The following is a 15,638-nucleotide window of genomic DNA, read 5'->3' on the forward strand; positions in this document are numbered from 1 at the left end:
TACTGAACTACAGAACTACTTACGTGATTGTTAACGCAACTCCAATCGCCTTACATTTTTCCTGCAAATGTGGTCAAATAAAGCCAGAGCGAAAACAAATGCCGTGGAATAACACAGCAAATGTTTCCACATAACACCAAAACGACTACAAACGCCGGAGAAAATTCTACGACGTTTGTTGTCAAAACAATCTAAAGCAGCAACTCAGCAGTAGTAGCCGTCTGCGTTAAGGCGCGCATCAGGATTAAGCAGCATCGCCTTTTCTGCCTCGTGACCGTCGTAGCGAGTGCCGTCCGGAAGGCGCGTGCCATCCTTAAGCAAGTGGCGATTTTCCACTGGCTCAAATAGCGGAGCGTGACCCATCATGCCTTCCTCAAGCCTTCTCTGACCGGCCGCCAAGCGCGCATTCGCACGCTTGCGCCACTCCTCCAGCGTCTCAGTGCCATCGGCAGCAGCCACAGCAGCTTCGAAAGCACCAGGGTGAACCAACGCCACAAATCCGCTAACATGACCGAAGCCGAGCGAAGTTGCGAGCGCTGCCTTCACTGCACAAGAACCGGCACAAGAACCGGCACAAGAACCAGCACCGTCACCAATGCGCATCGGCTCGCGCAACCAAACCATGTGGTCGTCGCGCGCCAACTTAGGATCCACGCAATCAAGCGACGCATTTGCCGGAATTACGCCAGTTCTAAACAGTTGCGTCAAACCGTTAATTTGGAAGATGCACGCACCGCCCTTTGCGTGGCCGGTAAGTGTCTTTTGGCTGATTACGAACAGTGGATTTCCGTCCGTGCGTCCGATTGCGTGCGCAAGAGTATTGTGCAGCTCGGATTCGTTCGGATCGTTTGCATTCGTAGACGTATCGTGCTTAGAAACAACAGCAATATCGTCCGGAGTCACGCCAAGAGCCGCCAAATCGCGCACGAGCTTAGACTTAGCACCGCCCATGCCTGCAGCCAAAGCACCCAAGCCCGGAGCAGGAATAGAAGTGTGAATGCCGTCAGCGTAGGAGTGAATGAAACCAACCACACCAGCAACAGGCAAACCAAGCTTCAAAGCAATATCGCCGCGCGTAACCAAAATCGTACCGCCGCCTTGAGCTTCGAGGAAGCCGCCGCGTCTGCGATCGTTCGCACGAGAGAAGAATCGTGGGCTTATGCCCTTCGCGTACATTTCTTCACTATTGGCAGTTGCGTTCATATTGCCGAAGCCAACTACGGATTCCACACCAATATCGTCAATTGCGCCAGTTACTACGAAGTCCGCTTTGCCGAGCGCAATCTTATCGACGCCTTCTTCGAGCGAAACCGCTGCAGTTGCGCAAGCAGACACCGGCTGAACCATGTTTCCGTATCCGCCGATATATGTTTGCATTACGTGCGCTGCCACAACGTTTGGTAGCGCTTCTTGCAGCACGTCGGTTGGAATTTCGTGGTTAAGGAAGCGATCCAAGTACAATTTTCGCATTGAGCTCATGCCGCCAAAACCGGTGCCTTGCGTAGAAGCAACCAGCGACGGATGCACAGATTGCAGGATCTCCGAAGGCGTGAAACCGGCGGAAATGTAAGCATCCACGGTTGTGACGATATTCCACAACGCAATCGTGTCAACGCTTCCAACCATTGAAGCTGGAATACCCCACTTCAGCGGGTCGAAGCCCTTAGGGAATTGTCCACCAACGGTTCTGGTCATCGCAGCCCTGCGTGGCACGCGAATCATAGAACCTGCCTTGCGCGTAACTGTCCATTCGCCAGATTCTGCATCGCGAGCAATTGCAGTGTGTGCTTCGTCGAGCGCCACGTATTCGCGCGCAATCGTTTCTGTTGGCACGCTGAAAGTTACGTCGTGATCGAGGAAGATTTCTGCTTCTTCTTCGTTCGCGCCTTCCTTGTAGTCGCCGCCCATTCCGGTTTCGAATGGTCGAATACCAGAACGTGCTACTACTTCATCGCGATATTTCTCTGCAATATCTTCTTCTGGAACAAGCGTGCCTTCCGCATCATACCAGCCTGGCTTTGGCGAGTCTTGCCAAGTGAGCAAGCCCATATTCCAAGCCAATTCCAGTACTGCCCCTGCAGAAAGTTTTACGGAACCGTCTTCCTTAATTCCAAGCTCTGCTTCGAAACGAGTACGTCCAGAACCCCATGGTCCAAGCTCTCCGACTGATACGATTACGATTTCGTCTTCTGGACGAGCTGTTACGTTCTTCCAATCAGACAAGTTGACTTGCGGCTGAGTTGGCACGTAAGGAGTTGGAAGCGCTTTGTTGGTTGATTTAGCAGTTGATTTTGCAGAAGATTTAGCAGAAGATTCTGCAGCTTCCGCCGCATTTTCAACAGCTTCTTCAGCAGCTTCAGCACGCTTTTGATCTTCCAACGCTTCTGCTCGAAGCGCGTTCAAATCAAGAGGCTCCTTGCCTAATCCGCCCGTAAAGTCTACGTCCAAAGGCGCAATTGCAGCCTTTTCGCGCGCCTCGCGAGTGCACAAATCAAGCAAACGATCTGCCATTTCTTGCGTTGAGTAGGTAGTTAAGCCATGACGCTCAACTACAGCAACAAGCGGATCATTACCGCCCATTAAGCCAGTTCCACGCACCCATCCAATCTTTGGATGAGCGAAAGTCACGCGATCCGACCACACGCTTTCCGCATGAGCACGATTCACAATCGCATCAAACGCACTCTTGACTTCGCCGTAAGCGCCGTCGCCGCCAAACATGCCGCGGTTTGGAGAGCCAGGTAACACAACGTGCATACGATGTTGCACATCAGTATCTGCTCCAATTTGCGCAAATCCGGCGATTGCACGCTCCACGCCCCAAAGCATTAAGCGCGATTGCGATTCAAAAAGCGAACCGGAATCAGCCAAAGTGCCGTGAACTGGAGGCGCTGCGAACGGGAAGAACATGCTCGGCTCATAAGCAGGCTTCAAAATTGTGGTAGTTGCGCCGCTTACTTTCTTTGAAACCGTGCCAACCCACTTTACAAGCGCATCAACATCGCGGTAGCTAGACAAGTTTGCTGGAACAAGCCACAACTTTGCGCCCATCGAAGCATTTTCGCGATAGGCTTTCTTTGCCCAAGATTTAACTCTCGGCTTGAAGCTGTGCGAAGTTGCAATAACAGTGGCACCGCCCTTCAGCAAGCCTGTTACTACGCGAGCAGCGATTGAGTTTGGTGCAACTCCAGTAACAACCGCAACTTCTCCCGCGAAACGAGTTGCTTGAGCAGTATCAGCGTTGTTTTGCGCAAGTTTAGTGCGAGAATCGCGAGCAATACAGCTAAATATTGTTGCAAGATTGTTGAGTTCGCGCGATTTTGCGAGACCAGCGAACCATTCAGCTTCCGAAGCTACAGCCTCCCCTGCACCAAGGAAACTACCAAAATCATTTAAGATTTCGGAAACTTCATTTACCTGAATATCAACATTCTTTACAGCATGCTCGTAGTACAAGCGAGCAACGTCCTCGCGAGCCGAAGCCCAACGATCGTCGAAAAGAATCGCCTTTCGCTCATCGAATCGAGGCTCCACTTGCTTTGGCCAATCAGCACCTAATTCTGCTTCAACAGCAGCAACAACAGCCGCGTTTTCGTCAGCTTCACTTTCTGCTTGAGGCGCTTCAATTCCAAGCTTTGAAAGCACAAACTTAGCTGTTGCAGCAAGCACGCCATCAGCGCCAACAACTTGCTGAGCGAAAGCGTCAAGAGCTGCAAAATCAACAACAGCACCGCCTGCACCACCAGCAGCACCAGGCTGAGAAACGCTAACGCCGTGAGCTTGTGCAACCTGCTGAATTGCTGCGTCGATTAAAGCGTCAGCTGCAGCAGTATTCTTTGCAGGATCCGTAGAAAGTTGCGCAAGATTTTCGCCGCGCACGCTTGCACCTTCGCGAGTTTGCAAAACCAAAGCTGCAAGCACGTGCGCACGCCAGCCTTCACCAAGCTGCCAGACTTCCGAAATACGCTTGTCGATTTGAGCTGGCTTCACGCCTGCAGCACCGAAAAGCGCACGCAAACGTTCTCGCACAATATCGGAAAGCACGGCACCAAAAGCCTTATAGCGTGGAGCAACCGAGTCTACAAGCTTTCGCAATGCACTCATTGGAGCCTCTGCAGCACCATCCACGCTTGCCACGCCAAGCTCGGAACTAATATCCATAAGAAGCTGGTTTCTGCGTGAAGATACGCCGTTTGTTAGCGTGTCGGTTGTGTCTGCATCGCCAATTTGGTCGAGGCGAATTTTTGCACTATACGCAATAAGCATTGAGATTGCGTCGGATGCTTTGAACGGCAAGTCTGCTACAGGTCCGCTTGCTGCTGCAGGAGCTGCAGGAGCAGAAGCCGCAGGAGCAGGAGCAGAAGGTGCAGAAGTTGCAGCGGAAGTTGCAGCAGGTGCAGCTTCAGTCGCGCTATCCTCCTCATCAAACACTTCCGGCACAAGCGAATCCGTATCCGTCATATAAACGCGACCTTCATCTCGACCAACGTTATAAACAGTTACCTTTTCGCCACTAAATTCCGGCAAAGCAAGAGTTTTAGCACCAAGATTTGCCAAAGTTGGCGCGTTTCCTAAACCAACTTCCACGTACTCTTCAACGCCAAGACCTCCGCGAGCGCAATCGGCAAACATAAGAGCCTGCGTTTCAATCCAGCGAACTGGAGATGCGAACTGCCACGAAAGCAGCTCCGTAAGAAGCAATCTACCAAGCTTCTGCTCGTCGTCAGCATAAGACTTCCAGGTTGCTTCATCTTCCAAAGCTGCTTCAATACGCTCGGATGGCACAACGTCCAAAATCTTTTGCGTAAATTCTCGCGTAAGCTCAAACGGGCACGCCACAAGGTTTGGAATGTAGCGATCCACAAGCACAGAGTAGTCAATATACTTTGGCAGAAGCGAATCGAGCTTATCGCGGAATTCTGGCACGCCTTTACGAAGAATGCGAGAGTGGAACGGCACGTCAATTCCTGGAACGAGCATGAACGGCGGCTTTCCACCGTACTCTTTCGCACGCTTAGAAGCGTCTGCTTGCAAAGCTTTCAAGCCTTTAATAGTTCCAGCAATTGCGTACTGCTGGCCGGCCAAATTGTAGTTTACAATCTGCAAGAATTCGCCTGTAGCTTTAGAAATTCCTTCAACGTAAGCGTTTACGCCTTCGTCACCAACTCCAAACTGGTTTGGTCGAAGCGCACCCATGCGATAGTTCGAGCGGCCTTTTTCGTCGCGCTCAATCAAATGGTGCATAGTAGACCCGCGGTGGAACACCAATTCCAGCACAGTTTCGAGAGGAATAATTTGCGCAAAAGAGCTTAAAGCGTTGTATTCGCCAAGCGAGTGGCCGGCAAAGTAGGCTGGCCAAATATCGCATCCTGCTTCACGCAAACGCGCCGTTTGCGCAAAAGCGACTGTTGCGAGTGCAACTTGCGTAAATTGCGTCAAATTAAGCAGTCCTTCAGGGTGACGATATGTTACTCCGTGAGCTGTAAGTTCCTTTGGATTATCGCGCACGACGGCAAGAATTGAGAATCCAAGCTTTTCGCGAGTAAGCTTGTCTGCTCGCTCCCAAGTATCGCGTACTGCAGGCGACTTTGCACGCTCATCCAGCGACATTCCTTGCTTTTGGATACCCTGACCTGGGTATACGAATGCTGCGCGTGGAGCGCGAGTAAGTGCGCTTGCTTTAGACACGATTTGCCCGTCAACTCTGCACGTAACTTCCAAAGCGAGTCCGCCGCGACGAACTTTTCCAACGCGTTCAACTGTGATTTCTACTTCGTCGTCCAGCTGAACCATGCCGTACATGTTGTAAGACCAGCCGATTAACTCGTAGCGAGCGCCCTTTTCGTCCAAAGCTTGAGCCACGTGCTGAGCTGTTGCAGAAAGCCACATTCCGTGCACGAGTGGTGCGGAAAGTCCGGAAATTGCAGCACCTCGCTTAGAAGTGTGAATTGGGTTGAAATCTCCAGAAGTGCGCGCGAAAGCGGTCATATCGTGAGGCGCGCGAACTACTACTCTGCGCAAAGCTCTGCGAGGAGTGTCTTCAATTTCGTAACCGTGCAAGCCTTCTGCGTCGCCATATTCAGCAGCAGGCTCCGGAAGAGCGTTGCTAAAGCTGCGTCCGCGAATAGCGAAACGCTCGGTTTCGTGCGCAAGTCGAGTTCCGTCAGCTGCAGTGTGCACAACGTGAATTGTTACAACGCGTCCGGAAGCAGATTCTGCGTAAGGTTCTGCCCAGCCGAGCAAATTAATTCGCTTATCAACATACTTGCGGAAATCTTCAGCATCAACATCAAGCTCAACTAAGTGATCCAAGTGAACCGCATTAAGCAAGCCTTCAATAATCGGGTATCCGTCAACCATCACAGAGCCTAAAGCCGAGTAAATTGTTGGCCAAGCAGGACCGACTAACGCGTCTGGCACAATGCGAGAAGCGAGAAGTCCGTCTGGCAATCGGCCAGCAGTAGCCGACTCGTGATCAATTCCAAGATTACGAGAGAAAGTATAAGAAGAATGAACCAAGCCGAATGGGAAATCTCTATACCCTTCTTCCAGCAAATCTTCCGGCAATTTCGCTTGAGCACCACTTTGATCAACCTTTGGCATAGCGTCGAGCACATCGCCTGTAATCGCAGTATTTCCAATGCCTGCGGTTGCTGCAAGCATTTCGTACACGTGCTTTGGCAGGCGCTCGCGGTCAACTACTGGAATACTTCCAGCGCGACTTGCATCAACAGTAAGCGGGATTACAATATCTCGAACCGCATGCTTGCGTTTTGCTGAATTTGCAGCATTTTTAGCAACATTCTGCGCTTCTTGATTTTCTTGATTATCCCAGAAAGTATCTAGCTTAATATCTAAATCGAGAGAAATTACGTCGTTATTTGTAGAAGTTACAGTAATTACGTAATTTTCGTCACCCATAGCGCTTGCATAAGCAGGATTTGCAGTTACGTGACCAACCCAAGAAATATTCGGGCATGCGCGCACGTAAGCTTCCACGTTTGCAGCTGCTGCAATTTGGCTGAATGCAGTCTGATTTGCGCTATTTTCCGCGCGATTATTAGCACGATTATTAGCACCTTCTGCACGATTAAGCATTGCTGCTTCAAATCGACCAAGAATATCCGCAATCGGCTCATCCATAGTCGTAATTCCAGCCACAGAAATAGGACCTGGAATTACGCGCACAGCATCTGCTGAGTAGCGCGAATCTTCCGACTGCCAAAGCTGATCTTGACCCCACCAGCGAAGCAAATCGTTGTCAATAACCGGCACGAAAGGCATTGGCTTCGGGTATTCTCGCACCAAAGTTGGGAACCATGCGGCATCCATTGGCACGACGTTCATCTCGAGAGCTTGAGGTAACGCTTGCAAAAGTGCGTCTAAAGCAGCTTGCGGCTTTTCGCTAACTTGTGCACGAGAAGGCAAAATCGACGTAAACTCGCCGGAATCTTGGCTTACTAATCGCGCTTCAATTCGCTGCAACAAGTGCAGATAGCGGTCTGCGTAAGTAGGATCCACCCACGGGTATGCCAAATCAAGGAAACGCTGAGCAAACTGAGCGTAAGTCATGCTTTCAACGTCACCAAAATATGGTTTTGCAGTTGAGTTAAGAGCCGCAATTACTTCGTCACGGCGAGTTTCAAGCTCTTCCGGATGCTTCATCATGTGAACAAGCAAGCGTCCGCAGCGTGCAGAAGCGTTTTCAAGCTCGTAAATATCCGCGTGCAAATGGCTTAAGCCACTCGTAACGCCGCCAACAACTTTTCCAGAAGGAACCCAACGCTCGCCCATTGGTGCGAACGGATCCTCGTCAAAACCTTCAACGCTTGAAGCTTTTGGCATTACAATTCCAGGCGTTTCAACAAGCATGCGCTTTACTTCAGGACTTGTATGCGCCTCTTTTGCTGTCATTGCAGCTGTGCCAATCATTACGGCATCAACTGGCATATTTGGCAAACCGTATTCATTTGCCCACTCGCCAGAAATGTAGTCTGCAGCACGCTCAGGAGTGCCAATACCGCCGCCTGCAACAAGCACCAAATTCTCACACTCGCGCACTTGTGCGTAAGTTGTCATAAGCAAATCGTCCAAAGACTCCCACGAATGGTGGCCGCCTGCAGCACCGCCTTCAACCTGCACAATAATCGTGGCTGGAGCAACAGCTTTAGCAATTCGCACAACTTGACGAATTTGGTCAACTGTTCCAGGCTTAAACGTTACGTAAGGGAATCCGTCTTTTTGCAAAGACGCTACTAATTCCTTAGCTTCGTCAAGTTCTGGAATGCCAGCAGAAATAACTACACCGTCAATTGGAGCACCAGATTGCCTCTTTTTTGCTACGATTCGTTTCGAACCAAACTGCAAATTCCACAGGTAGCGATCCATAAACATGGCGTTAAATTCAACAGTTGCGCCTTCACGAAGCTGATTTTCAAGCGACTTCATATGGCGATCGAAAACTTCCGCAGTTACCTGACCGCCGCCAGCAAGCTCAGCCCAATAGCCTGCATTTGCTGCAGCCGCAACGATTTCCGGCTCTACTGTCGTTGGTGTCATTCCTGCAAGAAGCACAGGAGCTTTGCCGGTAAGCTTGCTAAATTTAGTAAGAACTTTGCGTCCGGAAGGAGTGTTGATTACTCGAGGCGCAAAATCAGCCCAGCAGCCGGTGCGTTGAAGCTCAGAAGCAGAGTCAGCAGTTGAAAGCTCGGCGCGAGAACGCATTGTAGCAGCTTCCACAACTCCAGCGCCAGTTCCTTGCACAAGCACTCCCGTAAGCTTTCCAAGCACTTCGCTAGGGCCCATATCTAAAATCCAAAGCGAACGCGCATCGTTCTGCTCCAAAACTTCGCCAATTTGCGCAGCCCAATCAACAGGAGTTACAAGCACAGCATCAGCCAATTCGCGCGCAACTGTAGTGTTCAAACCAGCCTCACTAGCCCACTCTACTACCTGCTCAACAGCGGATTGAAGCATTGGCGAATGGAATGGCACAGTAACATCCAAATATTCGGCAACCGGCGCAAACACGGCTCCGCCGCGAACTTTCATTTCGCGCAATTTTTGCGAACGCTTTGTTTCTTTTTGCGCTTCGTTTGCCACAGCTTCCATATCTTCCGGATATCCTGCAATAACCACGTGATTGTAAGCATTTTTAACAGCAATTGACACTTCTCCGCACGTGCGCTCTACGCGGGAAATCAAGGCTTCTGCCTGCTTTTTGGTAACTCCTTTAAGAGACAGCATTGGAGTGCGCTCACCATCTCCAGTAATTTCAAGCATGCGCGATTCGCGATCCCCGGCTGCGCCAATTAAGTATGCGATTGCAAGAAGTTCTTCGATTTGAGCGCGAGCCTTCTGCCAAGATTTTGCTTTCAGTCGCGCTTTTACAATTTCTGCTGCGATTACGCCTTGAGAATGACCCAAAACTGCGCACGGCTTGTTTACTTCAAAGTTGTATCCAAGATTTGTTAAGTCGCGCACTGCACCGAACTGTGCAAGCGTAATTCCAGGCACACTAAGAAGCGCGTTTGCAGCGTTAATATGCTTATTTTCAAGAGCATCGAAAACATTTATGTCTCCGCCGGCGTTTGCCAAAAGCTCGGCGTAAATTGGTGCGAGCAAAGCTTTTGCCCCAGCCTCATACTCGTGAAGCTCAGCGTTCAACTCCTCGTCTTTGCCGAGTTCTTTAAGGGAATCAACCCACGGAGTTGATTGGCCCGCAAAAGTTAAAGCGTGTGGATTATTAGCGAGTTGGTCGAAAAAGTAGGTTGTCATAGTGTTTCCTTCTCGTCGATTTGAATAAATTTTATAAGTTTTGTAAGTTCTATAGTTTTTTAGTTATAAGTTTGATAATTTCTATAGTTTTATAAATCTGCTTACATCGGCTGATTTCCGTGATGCTTTCCAGTTCTAGAAACGCGCTTTTTACTGCGCAAAAGTTTCAACGAGCCGGCAATCATATCGCGAGTCTGCTCCGGGTCAATCATCGCATCAATCTGACCAGTTTCCAGCGAAAGATTTGCGTTCACAGTAGTCGCTTCATATTCGTCAACCAGCTGTTTTCGAAGAGCCGAAACATCTTGCCCACGCTCTTTAGCTTTCTGCAAATCTTTACGATGAATAATATTCACAGCTCCTTGAGCACCCAAAACTGCAATCTGGCTGGTTGGCCACGCGTAATTTACGTCCGCACCCATCGACTTCGAGCCCATCACAATGTAAGCTCCGCCGAAAGCTTTGCGCAAAATCACCGTAACCAGCGGAACTTGCGCATTTGCGTACGCATAAATCACCTTCGCTCCCCTTCGAATAATTCCAGCATGCTCCTGATCAGAACCAGGTTTGTAACCTGGAGTATCAACCAAAGTCACAACAGGCAAGTTAAATGCGTCGCACAAACGCACGAATCGCGCAACTTTTTCGGAAGAATTTACGTCCAAAATACCAGCGTTCACCTTAGGCTGATTTGCCACGATTCCAACAGGATGCCCCTCAATGCAAGCAAAACCAACCACTGCAGACGCAGCGTATAATTCCTGCACTTGCACAAACTCACCGTAGTCAACTATTCTGCGAATCACGTCGAGCACGTCGTAAGGCTGACGGTCGTTATCCGGAACAATACTTGCCAACTCTCGCGCAGTTTCACGATCCGCGCGCGTTGCAGCATAAGCAAAAGTAGGAGGCTCTACTTCGCAACTAGATGGCAAATAAGCCAAAACTGTGCGCGCGTAGTCAATTGCGTCCGCTTCATCTTCACCCAAATAGTGAGCAACGCCGGAAGTTGCGTTATGCACAAGGCCGCCGCCCAAATCGTCCATACTAATAGCCTCACCGGTTGCAGCTTTAACAACATCCGGGCCAGTTACGAACATGTTTGAGTGCTCGCGAGTCATAATAATCAAATCTGTCAACGCAGGGCAATACACGGCTCCGCCAGCACAAGGTCCAAGAATAATGGAGATTTGCGGAATTAAGCCGCTCGCTTCGCAAGTTTTTTTGAAGATGCGACCGTATTGCATAAGCGCGCTAACACCTTCCTGAATGCGAGCGCCACCGGAATCAATTACGGCAACAACTGGCACGCGAAGCTCAACAGCCATGTCTAAAAGATGGCAGATTTTCTCGCCTTCCGCTTTGCCAAGAGTTCCACCGCGAACAGAAAAGTCTTGTGCGTAAACTGCAACTTTTCTGCCATAAACTTCGCCAAAACCGGTGATTACAGCGCATCCGGCAACATCGTTATTAATATCACCGCCGTTAAAGCGGCCGATTTCCACGAATGAGCCTGTGTCAAAAAGCAGGTCAAGACGCTCGCGAGCAGTGCTTTTGCCTTTTGCGTGCTGACGCTCTAAAGCTTTTTGTTCTGCGTCACGCGCAAGTTGCGCTGCGTGCTGAACAGCAGCCTTGCCGCGACGAGGCTGCAAGTTTGCTGCGTCAGAATTATTCACACTTTTCTCCGAAATTTCAGAAGTTTCAGCAGTTTTATAAGTTTCAGACTTTTCTTTTGCTAAAGTGCTCATTTCTGCTCTCCTTCCGGCTTTTCAGCGCTTTTTTCGGAAGATTTTTCGGAAGATTTATCTGCGCTTTTATCTGCGCTTTTTTCTGCACTTTTATCTCCAGCAAGATCAATCGTCACAAGTTTTGCGCCAGATTCAACGCCGTCACCAGGCCCCACAAAAATGCCAGTAACAGTGCCTGCAGCCGGCGCGTAAACGTAATTTTCCATCTTCATAGACTCAAGCACCACAAGCAAATCACCCTTAGCAACCTGCTGGCCTTCAGCAACATTCACGCGCGTAATAACAGCTTGCATAGGCGCTGCAATTACGCCAGGAATCTGCTTTTGTTCTTCAGATTTGTGAGTACTTCCGCGAAGCGAACGTCCGCGAAGAGGCTGCGAAGCTCTAGAAACGCTACGAACTCTAGCCGAACCGGTCAAATTATCAACAATATCTTGCGGAATTGTAAGCTTTACGCGCTTATTGTCAACCTCAATAATGAAGGATTCCATTGCGGGCTGCTTGTTTTCGGAATCATCCGCAGACTTTCCAGAAACAAGCGAAGCCGGCTGACCGCCCAAGGATGCTGCAGGAACGCGGTTCAAATACTTTCGTTCCATCCACTTAGTAGACACATCAAAACTGTGATTTTCAGCCGTAAACTCAGGGTCGTTAAAAATCTGCTCAAAAAGTTTCGCAGGAGTTGGCACGCCCTCAATGCAAAGTTCCTTCAAAGCGCGACGCACGCGAGCAACAGCAGTTTCGCGACTTTGCGCAGTAATAATAAGCTTGCCCATCATGGAATCGAATTTTGGCGAAATATTGTCGCCAACTTCAACACCAAAATCGACGCGAATACCAGGGCCGGAAGGCCACTTAATCTTCGTCAAAGTGCCGGAACTTGGAGTCAAATTCGTAGCAGGATCTTCCGAAGTAATGCGAAGCTCGAAGCTGTGCCCGCGAGGCTCTGGATCCTTAATCAACTCGCCGCCGTCAGCAATATTGAGCTGTTCTCGCACTAAATCAAGTCCACTAACTTCCTCACTAACCGTATGCTCAACTTGCAATCGCGGATTAACTTCCAAGAAGTAGACTTTATGCTGAGAAGTCACCATATATTCGCACGTGCCAAGACCAACGTAATCAACAGCTTCAAATAGGTTACGAGAATATCTGTAAAGCTGATCTTTTTCATCGTCAGTCAAGAACGGTGCAGGAGCTTCCTCAACCAGCTTTTGGTTTCGGCGCTGCACCGAGCAATCGCGCGTGGAATATACGGTGAAATTTCCGTGAGCGTCGCGGCCGCACTGCGTTTCAACGTGGCGAGCTTTGTCAATAAAACGCTCAATAAAATATTCGTCTAAGTCGCCGCCCTGCAAAGCGTCGTGATTCATGTAAAAACCGCGCAACTCGTCGTCGTTACGAACGACTGTAATTCCGCGTCCGCCGCCGCCATCCGTGCGCTTCATCATCACCGGATAGCCGTGCGTTTGCGCAAAAGTTAAAAGTTCTCGAATATCTTTTACCGGCTCCGAAATGCCTGGAACTGGCGGCACTTTCGCGCGAACTGCCACGCGACGAGCCGTAATCTTATCTCCCAAATCAATAAGCGCTTCCGGGCGCGGGCCAATCCAAATAACTCCAGCATCGTTGACTTTCTTCGCAAAAGACGCAACTTCCGAAAGGAAACCATACCCCGGGTGCACAGCATCCGTGCCACTTCTTTTAATAATGTCAAGAATTGCGTCCTCGTTTAAATAAGTGTCGCGATACGTGTCTCCAGAAAGTGCGTACGCTTCGTCTGCCATTTCTACAAACTGCGCGTTACGATCAGTCGGCGCATAAATTGCAACAGTAGAAATGCCCATTTCGTGAGCCGTGCGAATAACTCGCAAAGCGATTTCACCGCGGTTTGCGATGAGAATTTTTTTGATATTCGTAACCATACGTTACAAGATATTAGAAAAGTTGCGTTTACGTATGAGCCGACATACACAAAAGCTAGAGCAAAATTTTGTACACTTCTCCAATGCACATGATTTTTGTGGCACGTATTGTGATTAGCGAAACGGAAAACAGCCGGCAAAAACTTAAGTTAGCACAACTTTAAGTTACGGATAATCTATCAGCAAGCCGGCAATAACCAAAAGAAGGTTTTCATGACTAGCATGAATCAGAATAATGCAACTACAGCAACCGCAACATCTAACACAACCGTTAGTAATGTAAAGGCAGCCGCAACTTGGCTCGCTAAGCCGGTTCTTCTAACCGCGCTTTTAGCTCTTTCTACTATGGCTGGAGCTATTTATCTGCCTATTACTCCTGTGCCAATTACGTTGCAGACTCTTGTTTTGTGCATTATTGGTTTGACTTTGAGCTGGCAAAAGGGCGTTGCTTCCGTTGTAATGTATTTGGCTTTGGGCGCTGCAGGTTTGCCTGTGTTCGCTGGATTTAAGGGCGGCTGGACCGTATTCGTAGGTCCTACTGCTGGCTTCCTCGTTGGTTTTATTTTTGGCGTGGCTGCAACTGCCGCTTTGAAGCGCGTATTCGACGTTGCTCTTGACGCAATGATGCCGGAACGCTCGTTTAAGAAGACTTTCGCACGCTTCTGCACTTACTCAGTTGCTTCCATAATCGGCACGATTGTGATTTACGCATTCGGCATTTTTGGTCAGAGCTTACTTACCGGCATGCCGCTTTCTACTGCTGCAGCAACCTTGATTATCTTCATGATTGGCGATTTAATTAAGGCTTTTGTTGCGAGCGCGGCTTGCTCCGGCTTGTACAACGCACTTAACAAAAAGCGCGCGTAGCGGAAACGTTATATTGCAGAAAAACGGCATTTCCTTTACACGACTGTAAAGGGAATGCCGTTTTGTATAAGATTGCCACGCACTTGCTCTTTGACTGAGATAACTAGCAAACAGCTGACGCTTGCGCTTTAAGCGCTCGCTGTTGAGCTTGCACGGAAAGTCCACTGGACTTTCCGTCTGAGCAAGCTCACGCTCCGAATTGCTTTCGCGCGCGCAATGCTGCGCTCAAGCAGGTCGTCAGCGCACGCCAATCACAGCCGAATTCCTAATGAACTACCACGCGAATCTGCCCTGCCTTCGTCTTTATTGACGAAGGCAGACCTCGCTTGCGTTGAAAGCACACCGTGCTTTCAACTCTGAGCAAGCTCGGCGCTCCGAGTTGCCTTCGCGCACGCTGTGCTGCGCTCAAGCATGTCTTCGCGCTTCATACGCAACTGCGTGCACATCGCCGCTTTTTACCACAATCTCCTCGCCAGATGCCTCACGAATCGTAAGCGACGCATCTTCTCCAAGCCGCACAGCAGTTCCTGTCACCACGCTTCCGTCAACTGGATGCACGTTCACTTTGCGACCAAGCGTCCAGCACACATCGCTTAATCCTTTAAGCAAACCGGCGCAATTACTTGGATAATCACGAATAAAATCGCATAATCTCACTCGCAATCCAGTAACGATTTTTGCAGCAATCGCATCGCGCAATTCCGTAGCTTCCGGCAGCCCGCTCATGTGCATTTGCAACGAAGTTGCCATCTTAATCGGCAATACTTCTTGCGGCACGTGCAAATTCAATCCGATTCCAAAAACTACTCCAACAACATCATCCTTGCTTGGATCAGCCACAATTTCTGTTAAGATTCCGCCTTCTTTGCAGTCGTGCAAAAATACGTCGTTTGGCCATTTAAGTTTAAGCGCACATGCATCCGCATGAATCGGTGAACTCTTATATTCTCGGAACGTTTCCAGCAGAGCATCTCGTGCCGAAAGCCCTGCAATTATTGGCAACCAGCCGTTTCTACTTTCGTCCATAACTATAGTTTTTGGCAGCAAAGTTACGAAAGATACCAAAAAACTTTCCCCAGGTCTACTCACCCACGCGCGTCCAAGCCTGCCGCGACCAGCTGTTTGCTCGTCTGCAACAATCGCAAATATTGTTGGTTTTCCGTCATCTCGCGAAATTATTTCGCCTTTTTGTATGATTTCGCGCGCAATATTTTGCGTAGAATCCGTAATTGCGAAATATTTTACTAAATCTGCTACATTTGACGTGCGCGGCATCAATGCCACACTTTGCGAAGAAAAAGTAGTCATAGGTATAATTTAC

5 protein-coding genes are annotated in these 15,638 nt (G+C 49.4%); 1 reads left to right on the top strand and 4 read right to left on the bottom strand.

Translation table 11 applies throughout. The annotated features are described in order from the left end of the window. Positions 1 to 204 precede the first annotated feature (204 nt). The 3 genes from HXT35_RS02610 to HXT35_RS02620 form a co-directional block, all read right to left on the bottom strand. Positions 205 to 9,777: a fatty acid synthase subunit beta domain-containing protein gene (locus HXT35_RS02610; protein ID WP_421788348.1), complete on the bottom strand. Its 9,573-nt coding sequence runs from the start codon at positions 9,775 to 9,777 to the stop codon at positions 205 to 207. A gap of 101 nt (positions 9,778 to 9,878) precedes the next feature. After that, positions 9,879 to 11,525 carry an acyl-CoA carboxylase subunit beta gene (locus tag HXT35_RS02615; protein WP_004128583.1) on the bottom strand — a complete coding sequence of 549 codons (1,647 nt, stop codon included), beginning with the start codon at positions 11,523 to 11,525 and terminating at the stop codon, positions 9,879 to 9,881. Next, positions 11,522 to 13,450 carry a biotin carboxylase N-terminal domain-containing protein gene (locus HXT35_RS02620; RefSeq protein ID WP_004128586.1) on the bottom strand — a complete coding sequence of 643 codons (1,929 nt, stop codon included), beginning with the start codon at positions 13,448 to 13,450 and terminating at the stop codon, positions 11,522 to 11,524. Before HXT35_RS02620 ends, HXT35_RS02615 begins: the two co-directional genes overlap by 4 nt. A gap of 213 nt (positions 13,451 to 13,663) precedes the next feature. Between HXT35_RS02620 and HXT35_RS02625 the strand changes: the two genes are divergently transcribed. Beyond that, entirely contained in the window at positions 13,664 to 14,317 is a 654-nt protein-coding gene (locus HXT35_RS02625) for a biotin transporter BioY (protein ID WP_004128588.1), read from the top strand. Positions 14,318 to 14,722: 405 nt separating this feature from the next. Here the strand turns inward: HXT35_RS02625 and HXT35_RS02630 are convergent, their stop codons facing one another. After that, the gene (locus HXT35_RS02630) at positions 14,723 to 15,625 is read right to left on the bottom strand and encodes a biotin--[acetyl-CoA-carboxylase] ligase (RefSeq protein WP_004128590.1); all 903 of its coding nucleotides are present in this window, start codon (positions 15,623 to 15,625) and stop codon (positions 14,723 to 14,725) included. Positions 15,626 to 15,638 lie beyond the last annotated feature (13 nt).

The organism is Gardnerella sp. DNF01141 (assembly GCF_049244255.1).
Classification (GTDB): domain Bacteria; phylum Actinomycetota; class Actinomycetes; order Actinomycetales; family Bifidobacteriaceae; genus Bifidobacterium; species Bifidobacterium vaginale_E.